A 21,597-nucleotide genomic window follows, 5' to 3' on the forward strand; every position below is an offset into this window, starting at 1 on the left:
GTAAAATATACCATTAACATACAAATTCTAAGTGATTTGAACTGATTAACGGGTCAACTGTAAGCGCGTTACCGACCTGGTTATTTTACATAGAGCTTAAAAAACTGTCTGGCATCCTTTATATCCTCCAAACCAAAAATCCAGCATACTTCAGAGAGGTCAGAGAAGTCGAGGCCGCCATTTGCAATGGCGCTGTTGTTGTACCTGCCGTCTTTACCGTTATATTTTGTTGAGATATCAGAGGCCAGTTGCCAGATGCTTGCCAGTTTCTCATTGGAAATATCCTGTTTCCAATCAGTATAATCTTCGTCCCTGAAGCCGGGTGATCCATTGCTTACGGTGTTCCCATCCGGAATTTTAATGTAGTCGCAGTTCTTTTTTACATATGCAAGGCTTTCCGGCGATGTAGACTTTTCATTCCAATCACTGTGCTGAATCACATGAATGCGTCCTTGTGTATTTAATTCCGGGAATGCATTTTGTAATTCGCTCACAAGTTTAGCCGTAAAATCAGATTGCCCTGCTTCCGCAATCCAGACATCACCATAATTCTTGATGGTAGCTTTTACCTTCTTTATCACTTCTTTAACTGCCTTTTCTGCGTTCTCATGGGCATTGGACCAGTTATTCCCAAAAGCCTGTCTGAAGAGGTTATTCGGCGGAACATACAAACCATCCTGGATGCCGTAGGCTCCGGCAACGGCATAGTAATGAAGGTTTGAAAATGCAGGATCGGAAATCAGGGACCTGAAAGCGGCAATGGTATGGAGGTCGTCAACATCTGTTTTACAATCATACTGAACCAGCAGAAAGTCTTTGTCCATATTAAAACGTGCGCCTGCAGAATCATTTCCAGTCATTGAACCTGCACTGACAGTTAAGATAAATGTTGCAAAAAAAAGGGTTAAACGTTTCATGATATTGGTATCGTTTGTTTTACTTCAGGTTCCTGTTTTTTTAGAATATACAATATGTATATACTCATTACCGCTGCAAAAAAGCACCACACCGAAATCATATACTTCAGGTAAAATACCTTTGAGATCACAAAAAACAGTAACATGATGGTACCAAGAATATTAATTCTCCTATGACTGGAAAACAGAAAAGGGAAGACTGCAGGTAGCAGATAAAGTGCGCCGCTCCACCAGTTTGTGCTGTTAAAATGTCCTACGGTATAATAGATGTGATGATGATCAATATGTGCACTGACATCGTATGCGGCCATCCGATAGGCAAGAAGAGCAAACATTGCAATTCCCAATATCAGCGATCCGCCGATCATGCGTTTTCGTTTACGGTTCTTCTCAATCTTATAAACCGATAACGGTACCCAAACCGGCCAGATAAGCTGTGCAAATATTAAGAACCCGTATTTCGCGAGCATTTCGGTGGTGCGATATCCTTCGTTCTGTAAGGCAACCCAAAGCCAGCCTTCAAAAAACTGTTGAACACCAAACATTAACGGGATCAATGCAAAAAAAAGTTGTTCTTTTCTTGCACTTTTTTTAACTGCAACAACACCAACCGTTGATATAACTGCACTGGCACCAAAACTGACTTCAGCTGAAAAGCACATAAGGATTTATCATCAAATAAAGTAATTGTTATTACTGCTTTACCCGTAATAACGATGTTTAATTCCGGTCTTCAGCTAAGATACAAAAAGAACCACCACAACAAAATGCTGTGGTGGATTAATTCTTTAGTTAAAAATTCTGCTGCTGCACTGAATTCTGATTTTGTCACTTGACTTATATCTTACGGTATAGCTACTTGAAGAGGATGAATAGCGATCTGCATCATAGTAAACAATAACATAAAACTTTTCATTAACAGGAAGGTCCTTAAATGTGATTTTCCCATACTGGTCTGTTTTACCAGACTTGTAGGCATAATTTAATGCCGTGCTTACAGATGAAGTATAATTTTTCGATATAATGACGTAAGCATCTTTAATGAGTTCTTCGGTACCATTGTTATAGCCATAAAACTCAAAATTAAGGTCTCCGGATAAGATTAAGGCATTTTCAGCACTAAATACAACTTCAATATTCGTGGTTTCATTTTCGACAACGGTGACCAGAACAACTGAACGATCTGCATGGTCTGCATCGGAGTAAGCCCATAAATAGTAAGTTCCTGTAGGAATGTGAGTGAAAGTTGCATTGCCGTTTTCGTCCGTTTTTACATCGTAATACGATGAAGTATTACTAAAATATGTTGTAGAACTTGTGGTTAATCTAAGGTTTATATTCGAAAATACCAGCGTGTCAAGGGTCACACCTGTTATATATTTCCCTTTGGCATTTACCTGTACATTCCCATATGTTTTATAAAACACCTCCTTGTCGACTTCAAGGTCTGTCACTTTGTTTTTCAATGAAGAAAAAGACACCTGTCCGAATCTTTTGTAGGTATTCATATCACTGTAAACCCAAAGATAGGCATAACTATAATAACTACTTAAGCTACTAATGTCTTCAAGAGAAGCAGTCCCCTGATCATTCGTTGACATGGTCAGGAAACCTGACGAAATAGCGTTATCCAGATAAGAAGAGCTGGTCTGGCTTAGAAGAATATTTACATCGGGCAGAAATGTGGTATCGTGTTTCCCGGTACCGGTATTGTATTCTGTGTAATATACACGAAACGACATGGACTCCGGCGTATGAATAGCAAGATCCTCTTTTTCAGCATACATACTCATATTCATTTTTGAACCTTTTTGAATTTCAAAGTAGCTTTCAGAGTTTTGATATCGGTTTAAAGAAAGAATATCGTACCGTGTGTCATCATAATATGCAATGGCATAATATCTACCTATCGGGACCTGTTCTGATGATACAAAACCGGAATTGTCGGTTTTGCCCAGTACAATACCCTGATTCAGCATTTCACTAAAATTGGTGCCTGATGCCGAATGCATCTGCTCATACGGTACCAGAATAACATTGATTGTATCAAGGTATTTGTCGGTTGATGATGATGCAGTATATTCAAATCCCTTCACCCGGATTGTGACAGATCCTACATAGTCTGCAAGACTAATTTCCTGTTTTGTTTCTTCCCCGGATTGTATCTGAACCAGTTTACTGATCTGATACATTCTGTTGTCTTCATCTTCTACTACTCCATAAATTAAATAGAGACCAGTATTGAGTTTGCCGAAATCAATTTTACCGTTGGCATCAGTTTCTCCTTTTTTTATTGCCAGATCGTAACTATCATTTATATCAATAGATGTTACTTTGAATAGTTCAAAATCAAAAACATAAATTGTTGCTCCTGAAAGAGGGGCATCGCTCTTGTCAGTAATGTTAAAGGTTAAGGTGCCGTAATCAATAATTTCCAGAACATTGTCTTTAGTGCATGACCACAAGGTTAATCCTAGCAGGATCAATCCAATAATTTTTTTAAAGTTTCCCATAGAACAGGTAGAATTAAGTTAATATTTCAAATGGTTTAAGACTTTAGTAAACGAATAAACTTACAGGCAAAAGCTTAAGCTTGTTTCGTACTAAAGCGCTAAAATATGAAGAATATTCGGGTGAGCAATTCCATTGTCACAGAATTTTAATGGAAAACCTTAAATTATAACCATTCTAAAATATAGGATAACAGAAACAAATTTAGCGCAACAACACTGACTAAAATTATTTTAATTCCCACCATTATTGATTTACTTTGAAAAAAATATCAGATGGACTATCCATTTTCCTCACTGGCGAAGGCATCGCTGATACCTTCTGCCATCAATCAATTGACAGCTGAATTTGCGGAGGATTTCAGGGAAGGTGTTGATATTAATCTCGGTGTAGGTTATGTGAACGATAAAACCATTCCTGTGGAAGCCATTCGTGAAGCTTACAGTGATATTATGGCGCATCCCGACCATTACCGGAACGCGCTGAATTATGGTGGTGCGGATGGTTCACCAAATCTGCGCAACTCCATCCGGTCGTATTATACGAGATACAATATTGGAGGACTTGAAGAAAAGGATTTTACAAACCGAAAAATTCTGATTGGAGCAAACGGTGCCACCAGTATTCTTGATGCACTTTCTGATATTTTGCAGCCGGGAATCGTGATTACGGCAGATCCGTATTACTACATCTACACCGAAACTCTTGAACGAAAAGGATTTAAAATACTGGCTGTTCCTGAAGATGCGGAAGGACTGAATACAGCACTTTTAGAAAATGCATTAACAAAAGTTGATTCGAATGATATCAGTTTCTTCTACATTGTAACAGTTAATAATCCCACCACGGTTGTATTATCCAATGCTCGCCGGAAAGCTATTGTGAAGATCGCTCAAAGATTGAGCGAAGAAAGCGGGAAATTAATACCTGTTATTTTTGATAAAGCATACGAGGATATTATTCACAATCCGGAGTTGGAAAAGCCGGTATCGGGTTTAAAGTATGATAAATGGAACCAGGTGTTTGAGGTGGGCACTCTTTCCAAAATTCTGGCTCCGGCATTGCGTATTGGTTATATTATCTGTCCGGATAACGATTTTGCAAAAATTCTCATGCAGCGCACTTCGGATATCGGCTTTAGCTCTCCGCTCATCAATCAGGAAATTTCAGGATGGCTTTTGGATCACTATATACATATTCAAAAGGAAGCGGTCAATTCTGGCTATCAGCAGAAGGCGACATTTATTAAAAGTCAGTTTGCACAACATCTTGGTCCATACATTGAATCGTATTCCGGTGGCGATGCAGCGTTCTATTTTTATATCACATTTAAAAATATTCGTACGGATAAAGGATCTCCATTCTTTAATTTTTTGTCACGTATGACTGGTGATCCGGATGTGGACGGAAAAGGCGAAAAGAATCCACGTTTGGTTTATATTCCCGGAACCATTTGCAGCAAAACGGAAAAGGCAAAATATCAGCTTCGTTTATCCTATGGGTTCGAAGATCCCGACGTTTTTAAGCGTGCTGTAAAACTGATGGCAGAGGCTTGTGAATATGCATTAAAATTTTAACCAGGGCAATATGAAAAGAAAAATACTGAATCCGTTTGTGGAACTAAAAGGGGAGTTGTACAATTGTTTTGCCTGTTCTCCTCATAACGATCACGGATTACGACTGGAATTCTGGGAAGAAGGGGAAGAGCTTACCTGCGAATGGGAACCTGAGCGTACATTTGAAGGCTATCACGGTGTGGTTCACGGAGGTTTGCAGGCAACGTTGATGGACGAGATTGCTGCCTGGACGGTGTATGTAAAATGTGGTACAGCAGGCGTAACAACAGGCATGGAAATTAAATACAAAAAACCGCTTTCTTCAATAAATGGGAAGGTAAAACTTGTTGCAAAGGTGGCGGAACAGACCACAAGATTAGCCAAAGTGAATGTAAAACTTTATAACTCAGATGGTGTTTTTGCTACGGAATCTGTAGTAAGTTATTTTTTATTTCCGGTTGAAAAAGCTCAAAACGAATTCAAATATCCCGGAGTAGAGGCCTTTTTTGAAAAATAATTTACTGGATCAAAACTTTACGTACCTGTTTGTTCTGTGTTTTGACAAAATAAACACCTTTTGTTGGAGCGTCCGGTAGTTTAAATTCTGAACCTTTTGTATGTGAGATGAATACAACTTTCCCTGTAATGTCGTAAACCGTCAGCCACGGAATAACTTTGTTTGCTATTAATGCATTTAAGCGACCGTTGTAATAAATATCCGGTAGTTGGGCATCAGGATTTTTAATATCTGTGGTAACATCGTAAGTAAACAAAATATCGTGTGCCGACCAACTGTTATTGGAAACAACAACGCGATACATCTTATTCAGCTTTCCGTCGCCGTCAACATCATAACTTTTAGAGTACACATCAAACGAGTTATCTACTTCGTATTGAGCCGGATCCAATTCAGGGATTACAGCCATGAGGCTGTTACTGTTTGCAGGCAAATGTTTCGGGTCAATCTGGCTGAAATTATTTATAAGGAAGTTGTCTGACAACATACCAATAAGGTGACTTTCAACGCCGTTTTTGCCATTGATCCTTACGCCTATGGCATTGCCGTTACCACTTAAAACCGGACTTATATCTTTAATATAATTATCTCCAAAGAACAAAGAGCCATATGCATTAACACCTGCACTATGATCCGGAGAGCAGCTGATAATAAAGCCCAGCGAGGCTTTCAGATTTCCACTGTTAGAACTCACAGGATTTACCACCGTTAAGTCAAGCACCAGTCGGTTACTCAACATTTGTGCTTTGGTTATGATACCGCCTGCTGCAATATAATTTATGGTCAGGGAATCAGGGAATCCAAATTCCAGATGTGCTACAGTTCCCGGTTTAAGTACGGAATTTGCCAGATCATCCGAACCATTTTCGCGAATTTTGAAACTAACACCCCATAGAAGTTCCTCAATTTTATATGCATTCGAAATGACCGGTGTTGAACCGGAATACCAATCACCTGCATAGTACGATTTCAGGAATGCATTATAGCCAAAGGTTTCATTATTCCCCCAGTATGATTTGGCCTGATCGAAAACAAAAACGTCGTCAACACTGGCATTGTCCGTCAGCAGGATATTGATTCCAGTTGTGTCCTTTCCGTTCATCGAAAGACTATCCAGAAAACCTGTTGGTTCTCCGGCATCAGCTTCAAAATTATTATTCAGATCAAGAAAGCAGAATATACCATAGGTCCCGTCAACCGGTGCTCCAATGGCATAACTATAGGGAAATTCAGTATCCTCGTTGTATTCAAAATTTTCAGGATGGTTAGTAATGTTACTTTCTATATCGCTCTGATCATACAGACCAATAACAAGGTTTCCTTTCAAAGCACCATTGTAAGTCAGTGTCCCCTTAAAGTCGTTCAGTGTTTCCGTATGGAAATTCCAGTCCAGATTGCTTCTGAATCCGTTGAAAATATTCCCCAACATATCCTTCACAATTCCTTTATCCGATAAAATATAATACCTGGTAGAATGTGTAAGTGGCAGTGGTGGCTTTATGCATAATATCGTTGGGTCTCCGTTTATATCATTAATAACCTTTACTTTAGCAGTGTCGCTTGTTGAAATGGTAGTCACAACACCCTGTGCTTCGTTATTGATTTCAATATTTTTACCCGGAACCAATTCTATAAATTCCTTAAAATAAATCAGAAAGACACACGTGTCTGATTCGGATTCCAGTCGGATATCGACATTTTCGGCGTCATTAGCAGGAAAAAGAGAATCGATGCCACCGAACACGTTATCCCTGACATAAAATGAATCAGTGTTGGAATATTTATCAGGGTAGTTCACATCATATATACGAAAGTAATGTAGCCCTCCCATAAGGCCTTTACCTGTTTTGATCATTTTGGAACTATCTCTGGTCAGATAGTCAAAGTCCTGTTTGATCCAGCGTTTTTTCCACGGATCATATTGTTCAAACGCGATTGAATCTATGGAAGGTGAGATATCCCAGTTGAGATTCAGGTCGGATCCGGATTGAATAGTGTCTTCCTGTATCTTCAGACGCAAAACCGGTGATGGCGGATTTAGAATAGTAAACGGTCCGGAATAAGCAGTGTCTGCTTTATGATGCAAATCAATAATACGGATTTCGTAATGAGCCCAGTCCGGAGCCTTAAGGTTCTGAATGGGAATTTTACTTCCTTCCACCGTTGGCAGGCTATCGACCACAACTTCCCACGTTCCACCGTTTAATGGGGAAAACACTTCAATATTTACGGTGTCCACATCCAAAAAAACGTAGGAGATATAAAGGGTTGAGCCGGCAGTATAAACTGAATTTTTCTTTGGGGAAGTTACACCGATCACAGCAGCATTAACAGCATTTAGTGGTAATGCAATCAGGATAATTGCTATAATCAATTTAACCAATCTCATATGCAAAGTTTATTCCCCTACAGGTTTCGCATAAAAATACGAATAATAATTCTTTTAAATAAGACTATTTCTGCTGAAGCACTACGTATTTTTACTAAAATTTGGGGTTAATAGACCTCAGAACTAAGCGGATACTTCAAATTTTCGTAGCTGATAAGGCTGGCTTTCACTTTTCCAACCAGAACTTTTGATTCAATATAGACAGGCAGTCGGTTACGGTCATCAGTAACAAAAATCTTCATACCTTCACCACCACTAAACACCGATCCTTCCAGGAGCAGCGGTGCCAGAACGATACATCTGAACCGGCGACCTGATTTAAGCTTTATGACTTTTTTGCCAAGATACCGCACATACAATTCCCACATCTCGTTATCAACCACCATATTAAATAAAATCCGGTCGTTTTCCTTCATTCCTGTAAAATCTACTTCGCGCAGGTAGTAAATCACGGAGACAATGTCCTTTGTGTTCTCCGGTAGAATATAAGAAGCGTATTCAGTTTTGCCCTTTCGCTTTTTAGTGCCGTTTACCAGGTTGGATTCGTGATCAAAATTATATGTAATTTCTGCCGAGTAACTTCCTTCGTTTGTTTTTCGGGTGAACCAAAGTGGTTGCAATGAATCTTTTGAAATGACTGAAATCAGCGTATCGCGAACTTTGAAAAGATAGTCATATCCATTATATGTTACGCCGGTGGCTTTCATTTGGTACGCATCTTTGCCGTTAAAAATGGTATCGCTTGCTGTAAACATTGCCTGGCCTGCATTCAGCCAAATAAAACCCCAGTTGTAGTATGCATCAAACACAACTTTTTCACCACTTTTAAAGGTTTTTTGTTGTGCAGACAACGTCTGAATGATACAAGAAAATAATATGATAACTTTCAGATACCTGATCATATAATGTCTTTGATTCGGATAATACTACAACGGTAATGCCAGAAATAAATTATCTCTTTTCTTCTTTCCCTTGTAAAGCTTCAGGTTTTTGTTTCCAGAGCAATAATTTTTCGGTATCCCAGTCTTCTTCGTAGTCCCGGTAAGCTTTCACCTCAATTTGTTTACTGAAATACCTTACGGGTTCCGGTTGAATATGTTCTAATAAGTTTCCAGTATCCCATTCTCCATTTCTGTTTTTATCAAAAAACAGACTGAAATAATATTTACCAGGAAGAATGAGCCTGAAAGAAACTGTATTGTCTGAAGCACTGAAGGGCTGGCTTCGTAAAATTTTTCCGCTGGCATCAAGCATGTATAAAACACCAGGATAATCCGGTTTGGTGAGGTTGAATTTTACATTGCCATACTGATCCAGCTTACGAATGGTAAAAGAGGATTTAAACTTATCGGAATGAATACCGTAAATATTTTCAATAGCTGCTGAATCTATGGATAAAGTATAGCTTTCCCCTTCAGCCCAGTTATAGTCCAGGAAGAATTTACGAGGGAAAAGATCACTTTGATCGAGTGTGAAATTTAGTGGTTTTTCCAGGGTGTCAGCTTTCAGATACAGATGGACTTCATCCTTATTAAACCGGTTGATTGGCTCTTCAAACTCAAACATAATCCGGCCTTTCAGATTCATCGTCGCAGAGATATTGTGATTTATCTTCAACAATGCTGTTTTGGGTTCGTCCGGTTTGTTTTTCCCTCTGCCTTTCCTGCCACCGCTTTTGGGTTCACGGTAAATCATCTGAATGGTATCCTGCTGCCAGAAAAGTTGCTCAAGCGAATCTGTCTTCTGGTACTGCAGTTCAACCATGAGTGTATCCAATTTATAAAGGTTGGAATCCGTTAGCCAGTAGTAAATCGTATCTCTTGTGGTTGAATATTCCGAAAATATACCTCCGTAATTGTCTGGTGTACCGTCAATGTGTAGTTTAGGATCTTCCTGTATCGGTGAGCTAAAAGAAAAAAGAAACTGATACGGAAAAGAACGTTCTTTCTTCCTAAGATTCTGAACCAGATGAAACTCTTCGAATGTTTGTAATAATATGTTTTCAGGTCCGTAGATCAGTGTATCACGGTACATGATAGTATCTACGGTCACTGAATCTACCCAGACGGTGTCGCTCAACTGTATGGTGTCGAAATATGTTTCATAAATTGTATCAAGAAACGCAATTTCTTCTCCCGCATCGTACCGGTAATTTTTAATTGGTTCGTTCAGTGCATAAATTCTGTATTTTCCCGGAGCAATATTTTTGACGGAAAATTCTCCTTTGCTGTTGGTTTGTGCAATTCGCAACGGCACATTCTTGATGAAGGCAGAATCTGATGTGTCTTTATAAATTCCGACAATGATATTTGCTATGGGCTCAAGATCTTTTGCCCTGATTACCCTTCCTGACATCATCATGCTGTCGATTACTTCTCCCGTAGAAAAGCTGAATGTAAAGTTCTCAAGCGGATTACCTTCGTTATTGTCCACAATAGCACTCCCGAAATACAGTGTGTAAGTGGTATTAGGCTGTAGTTCGTTATTCAGATCAATTGATATTTTTTTTGCCAGTGCATTTATAATTGGTTCTTCCTCAAGCGGTGGTGAAACGATAAAGTTTTTCCGGGTGTCTTTTAATACAACAATCTCATCAAAATAGAGCTGGATTTTAGGATCGGTATAATTTTTCTGATTTTGTTCGGGTTTACTTTTAATCAATAAAGGCGGATCAACGTCTTTAGGGCCTCCTGAAGGCATTCCGGGATTGGCACATGCATGAAAAAGAACCACGGCCAACAGAACAAAAAATATGTGGATGAGTTTTTGCAACGTATTTTTATTTAGTGCTCAAAAGTAAATTTTTAAGCTTAAACACACAACAGCAAGGTGTTAATAAACCTTATGGAGAAAGTCAATATATTTGCCCTGTTCACCAATTATAATGTTTTTGCAGATTGTTGGATTAATAAACTTTATCTACACCCGGAATAGAAATGCCGGTAATCTTCCGGTATAAATCCAGCGCATAAATGTCCGTCATTCCTGAAATAAAGTCCAGTACATTGCGGATTCGGCTGTAGATTGATCCTTCAGTAATTTCGTATTGCTCAGGCAGACGTTGCAGTAATTGCTTTGAGTAAGATTTATCTGGGTTTAAAGCGGCTTCCACAAACACATCCAGCAATGTTGAAAGAATGCGGTACCCGGCAATTTCGATTTCAACCACCTCAGGGGCTTTGTAAATTTTACGCACGGCAAGACCGGCACAGGTTTTATAAGCTTCACCAACCACACCCTGAATATTTTTAATCAGACTTCCCTGATATGATCCTGACATGATAGCTGTATAATTTTCCATAAATTCATGCGAACATGCATCTATCAGTTTCCCGATAACAGAAGCCCTCAGGTAGGCAATCTGTTCATTTTTATCTGTCACCCGGTTCATGGTTTCCCGGAGTCGTTCAATGCGTTTGCTTTCAAGTTCAGTATCAAAAAATGACAGCAGAAGAGATTTTGTCTTCCTGGTGGTTAGCATTCCCAGTTTATGCGCATCTTCAATATCCATAATCTGATAGCATATATCGTCGGCAGCTTCTACCAGATAAACCAGTGGATGCCTGAAATATTCTCCCGGTTGTTCGGGATTTTCAAGACCTAATTCTTTAGCAATCCGCATAAATTGCGACTCCTCGCTTTGAAAAAATCCGTATTTCTTTTTATTGAATTTATACGATGCCCATGGATATTTTATGGTTGAAGCCAAAGTTGGATAGGTGAGGACAAAACCACCTTCTCTGCGGCCTTTAAACTGATGGGTGAGTAGCCTGAATGCATTGGCATTACCTTCAAAATTGGTAAGATCGCTCCATTCCTCATTGCTTACATCCGTTTTGTATTTAATGCCTTTCCCTTCTGTAAAATAGCTGCTCAGTACATTCTCACCTGAATGACCAAAGGGAGGATTCCCCAAATCGTGAACCAAACAGGCCGCCGATACAATGCTCCCGATTTCATGAAGTGTTTCGGATACAGTATTGTCTTTTTCTACAATCTGTATGGCCACATTATTCCCCAGGGATCTTCCTACACTGGCAACCTCAAGACTGTGGGTTAACCGGTTATGGACAAAAATCCGTCCCGGGAGTGGAAATACCTGTGTTTTGTTCTGCAACCTGCGGAACGAAGATGAAAAAATGATCCGGTCGTAATCGCGCTGGTATTCCGTACGGTTTTGTTTATCGGTTTTAAAATAGTCTTCAAGACCAAGTCGTTTTGTGGAGAGCAGTGAGTTCCAGTTCATCATAACCAGGGTTTATAAGCACGCATTTCTTTCTGATACTCAGTGGTTCTGCCTTTGGTAACCTTATCCATTAAGGCATAAAAATTTTTGCCATGATTCGGTACCACCGTGTGGCATAATTCATGTAAAAGTACATAATCTATTAAATGATGCGGCAATCTCATGATGTAAAGTGAGATACTAATATTCTTTAATCCCGTGCAGCTACCCCAGCGCGTGCGTGCATCCCTGATACTAACATTCTGATACATAAATCCGAAGCTGTGTGATAACCAGGTGATGCGTTGCGGGATATATATTTTGGCCTCATTGCGCCATATTTCCCTAATCACTTCTTTGGCAACTTCCTGCACTTCTTCTGCTTCAACGGGAATACCATCAGGATAGTAAAGTGTTACATCCTTTTCTTTGGTTTCGGAATAAATTTTTGTTGTATCCGACGCAATTATGTTGAATGTATGGTATTTAAAAGGAACCTCCTTACCGGTTCTGTAAATCGTTTCGGTTTCCTCCAGTTCATACATTTTTTTAATGACCCAGGCTTTCTTCTGTACCAAAACGGATTGCCCTTCTTTAATGCTTGCTCTGTATGGCAGGGTGACAAAGACCAGTGGCCCAGGCTTAATACGAATGGAAATATGTTTGGCGTTTTTATTTTTTCTAAATGTAACAGGTCCGAAATCGGGGTATGCTATTACCTTCTGTTCGCTCATTTTTGTTTGCTTTAAAATATTAATACCTTTCATGAGGAGAGAAAGTAATGGGGGTACGATCAATGCCCGAAAAATTCGAGCTTAAATGTTTTGTCTTCCAGAGATCCGAACGAAAAGTGAGTGATCCAGTCACCCAGAATTATAACTCTTGAATTTTTCGTCAGCATCAGGTCGAGTGTGATATGCCTGTGCCCGAAAACATAAAAGTTTATGTCGTTCTCCTTTAAATGTTTTTTTGCATACTGAACCAGGTGTTCTTTATCTTCGCCAAGATAGGTTGCTGTATGTTTCTGGTCATGACTTTTACGGCTGCTGTTGGACCAGGTTTGTCCGATTTTTATAGCCAGATCCGGATGCACAAATGTTTCGAACATTTTTTGCAGAAACTTACTGTGAAATGCTCCCCGTACAACTCTGAATCCCAGAGATGTGTCGTTCAGTCCGTCACCATGCGCCAGGAACAGTTTCAGCCCGTTTCGCTCAAACACTGTTGGTTCTCTGTGGATGCTCATACCGATTTCTTTCTCCAGATAATCTTTGAGCCATATATCATGGTTTCCGATAAAAAAATGAACCGGAATGCCGCTGTCAGAAAATTCTGCCAGTTTGCCCAGCAAGCGCACAAAACCTCTCGGAACCACACGTTTGTATTCCCACCAGAAATCGAAAATATCACCTAAAAGGAAGAGTTCTTTTGCCGTTGGTTGAATGGACGTCAGCCAATCCACAAACCGTTTTTCGTGCAGTTTCGGATCGGTGATGTAGGGTGCACCCAAATGGAGATCTGAAGCAAAATATATCTTTTTGGTGTTCAATGCGGGCTGATGTTATTACAAAAATCCTAGTTCTAGTCTTGCTTCCTCACTCATCATATCTTTATCCCATGGCGGATCGAAAACAAGGTTTACAGTTGCGCCTTTTATGCCATCTACAGCGTTGACTTTATCATTTACTTCATCCATAATGAAATCCGCTGCCGGACATGCCGGAGCAGTCAGTGTCATCTCAATTTCCACACTGTTATCATCCTTAACATCAATGCTGTAGATGAGTCCAAGGTCATATATGTTTACCGGAATTTCCGGATCGAAAACCGTTTTGAGTTGCTTTACAATCTCCTCCTCTATATTCAAAAATTCATTTTCCATAATCAACTTGTTAAGCGTTTTTAGCATTAAAAGCCAATCCGTAAAGCTTCATTTGTTTAACCATAGCCACCAAACCATTGCTTCGCGTTGGTGAAAGATGGTTATTTAATCCTATCTTTTCAATGAAATAAAGATCAGAATCCATAATATCTTTCGGGCTCTGGCCTGAAAGTGTGCGTAACAAAAGCGCTACAATTCCTTTCACTATAATGGCATCGCTGTCGGCATCGAAAAATATCTTTCCATCCCTGAAACGTGCATCAATCCATACTTTGGACTGACAGCCTTTAATCAGATTCTGTTCTTTCTTTTTGGAATCATCAATCGGATCCAGACCATTCCCTATTTCGATGAGATAGGCATATTTATCCATCCAATCATCAAAAATGCTGAATTCCTCGATTATCTGATCCTGTATTTCGTTGATTGTCATCTTTTCTCCTCTTTTGTGGTTCAAAGATAATAATTATTAAAACATGGCTGCAATCCTGTTAATTCCGTTCAACAGGGTATCGACCTCTTCTTTAGTATTATAGATAGCGAACGAGGCTCTGACCGTTCCTGAAATACCAAACCGGTCCATAACGGGTTGAGCACAATGGTGCCCGGTTCTCACGGCAATACCCATCTGGTCCAGCAATGTTCCCATGTCAAACGGATGAATACCATTTACCATAAACGATATCACACTGCTTTTCATTTTTGCTTCACCATATATCTTCAAACCCGGAATGCTTTTCAGTTGTTCAGTTGCATACTTCAAAAGTTCGTCCTCGTATGCATGAATATTGTCAATACCGAGCGTTTCAATATATTTAATTCCGGCTGCAAAACCTACAGATCCTGTAAAGTCCGGTGTGCCTGCTTCAAATTTGAAAGGCAGCTCGTTATATGTTGTCTTCTCGAACGTAACTGTTTCTATCATTTCGCCACCACCCTGATAAGGCGGAAGTTCATTCAGGAGGTCTTCCTTTCCGTATAAAACTCCCATTCCGGTTGGGCCGTACATTTTATGGCTAGAAAACACAAAAAAGTCGGCATCCAGAGCCTGCATATCCAGTTTGAAGTGTGGTGCTGACTGTGCACCGTCAATTAATACTTTAATATTGTTTTCGTGAGCTATACTGATAATTTTCTCTATCGGATTCACCGTTCCCAGCGTATTGGAAACATGCGCCACAGAAACCAGTTTTGTTTTAGGAGAGATCAGGTGTTGAAACGCATCCATATCCAGAGTTCCGGAATCATCAAACGGTATAACTTTAAGCTTTAATTCTTTGCGGTCACACAGCATTTGCCACGGAACAATGTTTGAGTGGTGTTCCATCGCAGAAATAATGATTTCGTCACCTTTTTCGCAGAAACGTTCGCCAAAAGACCATGCGATAAGGTTGATAGATTCTGTTGTCCCTCGGGTGAAGATGATCTCTTTTGTACTTTTTGCATTGATAAATTTACGGATCACCTCGCGCGAATTTTCATGCGCCTCAGTAGCTTTCTGACTTAAATGATGTACGCCACGGTGAATGTTGCTGTTGTACTTCAGATACGCATCCTCAATTTCTTTCAGTACCTGAACCGGACGTTGCGATGTAGCCGCATTATCAAGATAAACCAGTGGTTTACCATGAACCAGTTCTTTCAGGATTGGAAAATCCTGTCGTATGTTCTGTACATCTAAAGCCATAATACTGAGTTTGCAAAGGTAAATAATCTGAATAAAAAGGGAAGATATCAGGCAAACAACACTTTATCAACTTTCACATCGTGAATATCTACCGGGAGCTGTTCAATGTACTGATGTGGGAAACAAATGCCTATTTTGGGACATTTGCTGTAACTCAGAGCCCTGTCGTAGTATCCTTTGCCTCGTCCCAGCCGGTTGTTTTTTTGATCGAATGCCACACCCGGAACTACAATAAGATCAATGGTTTTTATATTGTAAATATTGTTGTTTCCCGGTTGCAATACACCAAACCTGTCTTCCTTCACCATGTCTTTCATGCCATCGTAAGTGGCAAAATATATATTGTCACCTTCAATAACCGGAAGAAGTATCGTTTTTTTGTCGTTCCATTTTTCAATAAAACGGTGAGTGTTCACTTCGTCATCCAGTGACCAGTACAAGGCGACAATTTCCGCTTTTTGAAACAGCGGATCGTTTTCAAGTAAGTATGTTGTACGGTCAGACATGGAAAGCTTTTCTTCCCTGGTAAAACTGGCAGTTATTTCCCTTATTTTTTTTCTGACCTCCGGTTTCGATGTTTCCATATATTAGTGCGTGTGATAGGTATCTGTATCCACCGAATTACAAATGGCACAGCCAACACATTTACTCAACTCACCTCTGAAACGTTTTTCTACCAGGTCGTGAATCCTCTCTTTCAAAGGTTCAAGTCTGATACTTTCTATAACGTCGTGGGTAAAGGCAAACATCAGCAGTAAGCGTGCTTCTGCTTCCGGTATCCCGCGTGAACGCAAATAAAACAGCGCCTCTTCATTCAATTGTCCAACGGTTGCGCCATGGCTACACTTTACATCATCCGCATAAATCTCAAGTTGCGGCTTGGTGTGCATCTTGGCATCCTTCGTCAGACAGATATTTTTATTGGTCTGATATGCTTCTGTCTTCTGGGCATCTTTTGCCACATATATCCTTCCTCTGAAAGCACCTGATGATGAATCATCCAGTACATATTTGAAAAACTCATCGCTTACACAATTAGGAACGGCATGAACCACATTTGTAAAATTATCCACGTGCTGCCGTTTGTCGGTCAGCGCCATACCATACAGATGGTTTTCGCAATGTTCTCCCGCAAGATTTACGAATGTGTTATTCCGGGTCAATCCGTTATGCAGCGTAATAAAATTACTTACCACATTTGAATTTGCCTTTTGATCAATGAAAGAGGAAATGATCTGATTTACAAAATTGTGCTGATTTTCAATCAGGTAATAATCCAACCTTGCATTTTCAGCTACAAATAACTCACGCACATGATTAGCTACATACCGCTGGTCTGTCATGGTATGATCACAAACCAGAATTTTGGCTTCAGAATTTTCTTCGGCAATAATAAGCCCTCTCTGACTGACAAACAGATCCTGATTACTGTTGAGAATATTGATGATCTGGATTGGTTTTTCAATGACCACACCTCTGGGAACATAAATGAACAACCCGTCCTGGGCATACATGGTATTCAGGTTCACCATCGAATCATCAGACAACATTGCCTGTTTATTGTAATACTTCTCAAACAGTTCAGGGTACTCCTTCGAGGCCTTTAGAATGCTTGTAATTATCACGCCTTCCGGCAGATTTTCCGGCAGAATATTCTTTTTGTAATACCAGCCGTTCACCGTAAAAATAAGGTGCGCATTCAGGTTCGGCACATCGCACTTAAATACATCATGCAGGTTGAACCCAAATTCATTTCTCGGGGTAATATCAATGCCGTATTCATGTTTAAAAATACGTTTGATATCTGTATTCTCGTAATTTTCAAAACTTGTATCCGGAAATCCTTTCTCTGCAAATTTTACAGCAGCTTCATCCCGTGGTGCATTCAGCACTTCAGGACAAGGTGCGGAAATCTGTTGCAGGTTTTCTTTCCACAAGTCAATATATTCGTCTTCTATCTTAACGGTTTCAATCATTATCCATTAAATTTACCCGTTTAAATCACGGCTTTTTTAATCCAGTCATATCCTTTTTCTTCCAGTTCCAGAGCCAGTTCTTTTCCGGCAGTTTTTACAATTTTCCCCTGGTAAAGAATATGAACATAATCAGGTACGATATGATCCAGTAAACGCTGGTAATGTGTAATAACAATGGTAGCGTTGTCTTTTGTTTTTAGTTTGTTCACGCCGTTCGCCACGATTCTTAATGCATCGATATCCAGTCCGGAATCAGTTTCATCCAAAATGGCCAGTTTCGGGTTCAGCATCGCCATCTGGAAAATTTCGTTTTTCTTTTTTTCTCCACCCGAAAAGCCCTCGTTTACCGAACGGTTGGCCAGGTTAGAGTCCATTTCCACCATTTCTTTTTTCTCACGCATTAACCGTAAGAAGTCAGATGCAGAAAGAGGTTCCTCATTTCTGTATTTACGGTGTTCATTGATGGCTGTCCTTAAAAAGTTAACCATGCTTACACCCGGAATCTCAACCGGATACTGAAAACTCAGAAACATTCCCTCTCTCGAACGGTCTTCAGGAGACATCTCCATAATGTCCCGTCCGTTAAAGGTAATTTCGCCTTTGGTTACCTCAAATGCTTCATTACCTGTAAGTACTGCCGACAAGGTACTCTTGCCCGAACCGTTGGGTCCCATTATGGCATGTACTTCGCCTGCCTTAACTTCCAGGTTGATCCCTTTTAATATCTCTTTGCCGTTGATTGAGGCATGTAAATCTTTTATCTTTAACATTTTAATCTATTTTTCTTCAATATCATTAACCAACGCTTCCTTCAAGACTAATCTGCAGCAATTTCTGCGCTTCAACTGCAAATTCCATAGGCAGTTTATTTAAAACTTCTTTGGCATATCCGTTAACGATCAGCCCGATGGCATCCTCGGTAGAAATACCTCTTTGGTTACAATAAAATATCTGGTCTTCACTGATTTTCGAGGTTGTGGCTTCGTGTTCCACCACCGCTGTATTGTTTTTAACATCAATGTACGGAAATGTGTGAGCGCCACATTTATCCCCCAGTAACAGAGAATCACATTGTGAAAAGTTACGGGCGTTGTCAGCACGTTTCCCTACTCTTACCAAACCCCGATAGCTGTTTTCACTCACTCCTGCAGAAATTCCCTTGGAAACAATGATACTGCTGGTGTTTTTGCCAAGATGAACCATCTTGGTCCCTGTATCGGCCTGTTGATGGTTATTGGTGACTGCCACGGAATAGAATTCTCCTTTAGTGTTGTTTCCCATTAAAATAGTACTCGGGTATTTCCATGTGATTGCAGACCCTGTTTCCACCTGTGTCCAGGTCAATTTGGAATTATCCCCTTTACACATGCCTCGTTTGGTCACAAAGTTGTAAACACCACCTTTGCCGTTTTTATCTCCGGGATACCAGTTTTGAACGGTGCTGTATTTCACCTCGGCATCATTCATTACTACAATTTCAACGATAGCCGCATGAAGCTGATTTTCATCCCGCATCGGCGCGGTACAGCCCTCCAGATAGCTCACATAGCTTTCATCATCGGCCACAATAAGCGTCCGTTCAAACTGTCCGGTATTCATTGCGTTGATCCTGAAATAGGTTGACAGTTCCATTGGGCAACGTACGCCTTTAGGAATGTAAACGAACGAACCATCGCTGAACACTGCAGAATTTAATGCGGCAAAATAGTTATCATTTGCAGGGACAACCGATCCCATATATTTTTTCACCAGATCAGGATGTTCCTGAACTGCCTCGCTGAACGAACAAAAGATAATGCCCAGATCTGCCAGCGTTTCTTTGAACGTTGTTTTTACCGAAACACTGTCCAGTACTGCGTCAACGGCTACACCTGATAAAACTTTCTGTTCTTCCAAAGGAATTCCAAGTTTATTGAATGTCTCCAGCAGATCCGGATCTACGTCATCCAGACTTTCCAACTTGGCTTTTTGCTTCGGAGCAGCATAGTATATAATATCCTGATAGTCGATGGACGGAATCTTCAGATGAGCCCATTCCGGCATCTTCATATTTAACCAGTTCCGGTATGCGGTTAGCCGGAATTCTGTCATCCATTCCGGTTCATTTTTTTTGGCAGAAATGATGCGAATTACCTCCTCGTTCAAGCCCTTCCCAATATCCTCAGTTTCAATGTTGGAATGAAATCCATAAGCATATTCTTTCTGAGTTATATTGTCTATTAATTGATTTTGATCTTCAGCCATATTACCTGTTATTTTCAAGTATAACACTTAATCTTAAAAGAAGTTGCAAATTTAGCAACTTTATACAAAAAGAAGACTGTAAAGTTTTAAAAATAAATAATTAGTCTAAATAGTACTTGATATCTATAATAAGGGCTGAAAAAGGGATTAACAACTTACAAAATGTCAATTGTGAGAGAAAAATCAGGGAGTTCAGCAATTTAGCCAACTTATCAATTACGACTGGCAAAAAATGCAAATATTTAAATTTCAAGATATCCTGTTATGTTATTTAGTAAAGGACATAAAAACCAGAAGAATGGTTATAAAAAGGATATAGATAAAAGAATCTCCTATTACTGAATACATCGATGTGATTTTCTTTGCGGGTAATGATGCCAACAGTAACCTTTCATTTGTATCAAAGCTACTCATCATCCCCACCATTTCACCCAATGGATTAATAGCGGCTGAAAGGCCAAACCTGGTTGATCGCAATATGGAATGGCCTTGTTCAATTGCCCGGTATGCAGCCATTTTTGTATGAACCGGATCAATACCACGCCAGTCAGAAGATGGTAGAGCAACTAAGTCTGCTCCTGATTTTCGCAGTTGTTTTGCGATGTAAGGGAAATCATAATCATAACATATTGCACCTCCCGTTGCGGTATGATTCACAGTATTTGTTGTAAAATCTTCTTTTCCCTTTATTGCTGGTTCTCCCGGAACAGGTTCATGTTTATGATACTCGGCTTTAATTCTTCCGTCTGTATTAATAAAGAGATATTTATTTTCATATGTTAAAGGATCTGTGGATATTGGCACAATATAAGATGCATAGAGAGAAGCTTGACACCCTTTGGCCAATTGCTTAAGATCATTTTTCCAGTGTGGTTCATTATCGGGTAACACATAAGTTGCTGCTTCGTTCCAAACAATAAGTTTTGCACCTGTTTTCGCTGCTTTTTTTGTATCATCAAACAATGTGTTTCGGACCTTTATTTCTGTTTGATCGGATGGGAGTGGCAGTCCATTTACTGTACTGGTTGTTCCAACTGCCGCTACTAAAATTGTATCATGAGATTTGGAATGATAGATATTTAAACGGATAGCTCCGAAAATAATCAGTACTGCAAGAGTTGCGAATGGTACGGATAATGTAAATAGGGTATTAGATTTTTTTAAGTAAGCTTTGGCAAATGAAATATTGATCCAGTAAATTAAAAAGCCTAAGCCTGGCATGCCAAATAACGATACCGTTTGGAGAATTGCAAGATTGTCATTTTGGGTATAGGCTGCAGTTCCCCAACTGGCCAGTGGCGTAAAAGTGTATTGTATCCATTCCATTATTGTCATTACAGAAGGGAAAAGAAGGTAGCCGAATCTTCTGGCTTTAAATCTGTCCCAGATCAGATATCCAGGAATTTGAACCAGGGTCATAGGAATAGAATACATGAACACGAAATAGAATTTAAGTGGAGGTGTAATAATTTTTGCGGTTACTAAAGACCAGGAAACCATCAATGCCGTAACAAACCAAACACGGGATTTGATACCCGAGGTTTGATACAGAAATACGATGAAGGGAGCATATGCAATCCAGGCGGCTAAGCTCAGACTAAAGGTCATATGAGTTATTGTTTGAAGGAGGATTCCTGCCACTAAATACCAGTAAGGATTTATTTTGTTGTTCATCATGAAAAGTTTTAAATGA

19 protein-coding genes are annotated in these 21,597 nt (G+C 39.8%); 2 read left to right on the top strand and 17 right to left on the bottom strand.

What is annotated here, in order from left to right; translation table 11 throughout:
• Positions 1-80: 80 nt before the first annotated feature.
• From ACE01N_RS03010 to ACE01N_RS03020, 3 genes are all read right to left on the bottom strand, one after another.
• Positions 81-917, bottom strand: a complete 837-nt coding sequence (locus tag ACE01N_RS03010) for a hypothetical protein (RefSeq protein ID WP_380584670.1) — start codon at positions 915-917, stop codon at positions 81-83.
• Positions 914-1,579: a DUF6629 family protein gene (locus ACE01N_RS03015; RefSeq protein WP_380584672.1), complete on the bottom strand. Its 666-nt coding sequence runs from the start codon at positions 1,577-1,579 to the stop codon at positions 914-916. Before ACE01N_RS03015 ends, ACE01N_RS03010 begins: the two co-directional genes overlap by 4 nt.
• Before the next feature lie 126 nt (positions 1,580-1,705).
• Entirely contained in the window at positions 1,706-3,430 is a 1,725-nt protein-coding gene (locus tag ACE01N_RS03020) for a hypothetical protein (protein ID WP_380584674.1), read from the bottom strand.
• 273 nt (positions 3,431-3,703) lie between these two features.
• On the opposite strand from ACE01N_RS03020, the gene ACE01N_RS03025 reads away from it, so the two are divergent.
• Positions 3,704-5,005, top strand: a complete 1,302-nt coding sequence (locus ACE01N_RS03025) for an aminotransferase class I/II-fold pyridoxal phosphate-dependent enzyme (RefSeq protein ID WP_380584676.1) — start codon at positions 3,704-3,706, stop codon at positions 5,003-5,005.
• Between the two features lie 10 nt (positions 5,006-5,015).
• On the top strand, positions 5,016-5,501 hold the full coding sequence (locus ACE01N_RS03030; protein WP_380584678.1) for a PaaI family thioesterase: 486 nt from the start codon (positions 5,016-5,018) through the stop codon (positions 5,499-5,501).
• 1 nt (position 5,502) lies between these two features.
• On the opposite strand, the gene ACE01N_RS03035 is transcribed toward ACE01N_RS03030, so the two are convergent.
• The 14 genes from ACE01N_RS03035 to ACE01N_RS03100 form a co-directional block, all read right to left on the bottom strand.
• A complete protein-coding gene (locus tag ACE01N_RS03035) occupies positions 5,503-7,890 on the bottom strand; it encodes an Ig-like domain-containing domain (RefSeq protein ID WP_380584680.1) in 2,388 nt (795 codons plus the stop codon).
• A gap of 107 nt (positions 7,891-7,997) precedes the next feature.
• Complete coding sequence (locus tag ACE01N_RS03040) at positions 7,998-8,792, bottom strand: DUF3108 domain-containing protein (RefSeq protein WP_380584682.1); 795 nt, start codon at positions 8,790-8,792, stop codon at positions 7,998-8,000.
• Positions 8,793-8,841: 49 nt separating this feature from the next.
• On the bottom strand, positions 8,842-10,662 hold the full coding sequence (locus ACE01N_RS03045) for an Ig-like domain-containing domain (protein WP_380584684.1): 1,821 nt from the start codon (positions 10,660-10,662) through the stop codon (positions 8,842-8,844).
• A gap of 133 nt (positions 10,663-10,795) precedes the next feature.
• Positions 10,796-12,139, bottom strand: a complete 1,344-nt coding sequence (locus ACE01N_RS03050; protein WP_380584686.1) for a deoxyguanosinetriphosphate triphosphohydrolase — start codon at positions 12,137-12,139, stop codon at positions 10,796-10,798.
• Positions 12,136-12,849 (bottom strand): M48 family metallopeptidase, encoded by a 714-nt coding sequence (locus tag ACE01N_RS03055; RefSeq protein WP_375727584.1) that lies wholly within the window; start codon positions 12,847-12,849, stop codon positions 12,136-12,138. The genes ACE01N_RS03050 and ACE01N_RS03055 overlap by 4 nt, the downstream gene beginning before the upstream one ends.
• A gap of 59 nt (positions 12,850-12,908) precedes the next feature.
• A complete protein-coding gene (locus ACE01N_RS03060) occupies positions 12,909-13,664 on the bottom strand; it encodes a UDP-2,3-diacylglucosamine diphosphatase (protein WP_380584689.1) in 756 nt (251 codons plus the stop codon).
• A 15-nt stretch (positions 13,665-13,679) separates the two neighbouring features.
• Positions 13,680-13,997, bottom strand: a complete 318-nt coding sequence (locus tag ACE01N_RS03065) for an SUF system Fe-S cluster assembly protein (RefSeq protein ID WP_375727582.1) — start codon at positions 13,995-13,997, stop codon at positions 13,680-13,682.
• Between the two features lie 10 nt (positions 13,998-14,007).
• Positions 14,008-14,454: a SufE family protein gene (locus ACE01N_RS03070; RefSeq protein WP_380584691.1), complete on the bottom strand. Its 447-nt coding sequence runs from the start codon at positions 14,452-14,454 to the stop codon at positions 14,008-14,010.
• A gap of 12 nt (positions 14,455-14,466) precedes the next feature.
• Entirely contained in the window at positions 14,467-15,684 is a 1,218-nt protein-coding gene (locus ACE01N_RS03075) for an aminotransferase class V-fold PLP-dependent enzyme (RefSeq protein WP_380584693.1), read from the bottom strand.
• A gap of 47 nt (positions 15,685-15,731) precedes the next feature.
• The gene (locus ACE01N_RS03080; protein ID WP_380584695.1) at positions 15,732-16,268 is read right to left on the bottom strand and encodes a 5-formyltetrahydrofolate cyclo-ligase; all 537 of its coding nucleotides are present in this window, start codon (positions 16,266-16,268) and stop codon (positions 15,732-15,734) included.
• Between the two features lie 3 nt (positions 16,269-16,271).
• Entirely contained in the window at positions 16,272-17,660 is a 1,389-nt protein-coding gene (sufD, locus tag ACE01N_RS03085) for a Fe-S cluster assembly protein SufD (RefSeq protein WP_380584697.1), read from the bottom strand.
• Between the two features lie 20 nt (positions 17,661-17,680).
• Positions 17,681-18,430: a Fe-S cluster assembly ATPase SufC gene (sufC, locus tag ACE01N_RS03090; protein WP_375727577.1), complete on the bottom strand. Its 750-nt coding sequence runs from the start codon at positions 18,428-18,430 to the stop codon at positions 17,681-17,683.
• Positions 18,431-18,455: 25 nt separating this feature from the next.
• Entirely contained in the window at positions 18,456-19,904 is a 1,449-nt protein-coding gene (gene sufB / locus ACE01N_RS03095) for a Fe-S cluster assembly protein SufB (protein WP_380584699.1), read from the bottom strand.
• 267 nt (positions 19,905-20,171) lie between these two features.
• Positions 20,172-21,578, bottom strand: coding sequence for a nitrilase-related carbon-nitrogen hydrolase (locus ACE01N_RS03100; RefSeq protein ID WP_380584701.1), 1,407 nt, complete (start codon positions 21,576-21,578; stop codon positions 20,172-20,174).
• Positions 21,579-21,597 lie beyond the last annotated feature (19 nt).

This window comes from Quyinboa ferrireducens (genome assembly GCF_042436675.1).
Classification (GTDB): domain Bacteria; phylum Bacteroidota; class Bacteroidia; order Bacteroidales; family UBA5342; genus JBHJHP01.

Bases quoted from the DNA above. Each gene is read 5' to 3' on its own strand.
- ACE01N_RS03010 (WP_380584670.1), bottom strand. From the start codon at position 917: ATGAAACGTTTAACCCTTTTTTTTGCAACATTTATCTTAACTGTCAGT.
- ACE01N_RS03015 (WP_380584672.1), bottom strand. From the start codon at position 1,579: ATGTGCTTTTCAGCTGAAGTCAGTTTTGGTGCCAGTGCAGTTATATCA.
- ACE01N_RS03020 (WP_380584674.1), bottom strand. From the start codon at position 3,430: ATGGGAAACTTTAAAAAAATTATTGGATTGATCCTGCTAGGATTAACC.
- ACE01N_RS03025 (WP_380584676.1), top strand. From the start codon at position 3,704: ATGGACTATCCATTTTCCTCACTGGCGAAGGCATCGCTGATACCTTCT.
- ACE01N_RS03030 (WP_380584678.1), top strand. From the start codon at position 5,016: ATGAAAAGAAAAATACTGAATCCGTTTGTGGAACTAAAAGGGGAGTTG.
- ACE01N_RS03035 (WP_380584680.1), bottom strand. From the start codon at position 7,890: ATGAGATTGGTTAAATTGATTATAGCAATTATCCTGATTGCATTACCA.
- ACE01N_RS03040 (WP_380584682.1), bottom strand. From the start codon at position 8,792: ATGATCAGGTATCTGAAAGTTATCATATTATTTTCTTGTATCATTCAG.
- ACE01N_RS03050 (WP_380584686.1), bottom strand. From the start codon at position 12,139: ATGATGAACTGGAACTCACTGCTCTCCACAAAACGACTTGGTCTTGAA.
- ACE01N_RS03055 (WP_375727584.1), bottom strand. From the start codon at position 12,849: ATGAGCGAACAGAAGGTAATAGCATACCCCGATTTCGGACCTGTTACA.
- ACE01N_RS03065 (WP_375727582.1), bottom strand. From the start codon at position 13,997: ATGGAAAATGAATTTTTGAATATAGAGGAGGAGATTGTAAAGCAACTC.
- ACE01N_RS03075 (WP_380584693.1), bottom strand. From the start codon at position 15,684: ATGGCTTTAGATGTACAGAACATACGACAGGATTTTCCAATCCTGAAA.
- ACE01N_RS03080 (WP_380584695.1), bottom strand. From the start codon at position 16,268: ATGGAAACATCGAAACCGGAGGTCAGAAAAAAAATAAGGGAAATAACT.
- sufD (WP_380584697.1), bottom strand. From the start codon at position 17,660: ATGATTGAAACCGTTAAGATAGAAGACGAATATATTGACTTGTGGAAA.
- sufC (WP_375727577.1), bottom strand. From the start codon at position 18,430: ATGTTAAAGATAAAAGATTTACATGCCTCAATCAACGGCAAAGAGATA.
- sufB (WP_380584699.1), bottom strand. From the start codon at position 19,904: ATGGCTGAAGATCAAAATCAATTAATAGACAATATAACTCAGAAAGAA.
- ACE01N_RS03100 (WP_380584701.1), bottom strand. From the start codon at position 21,578: ATGAACAACAAAATAAATCCTTACTGGTATTTAGTGGCAGGAATCCTC.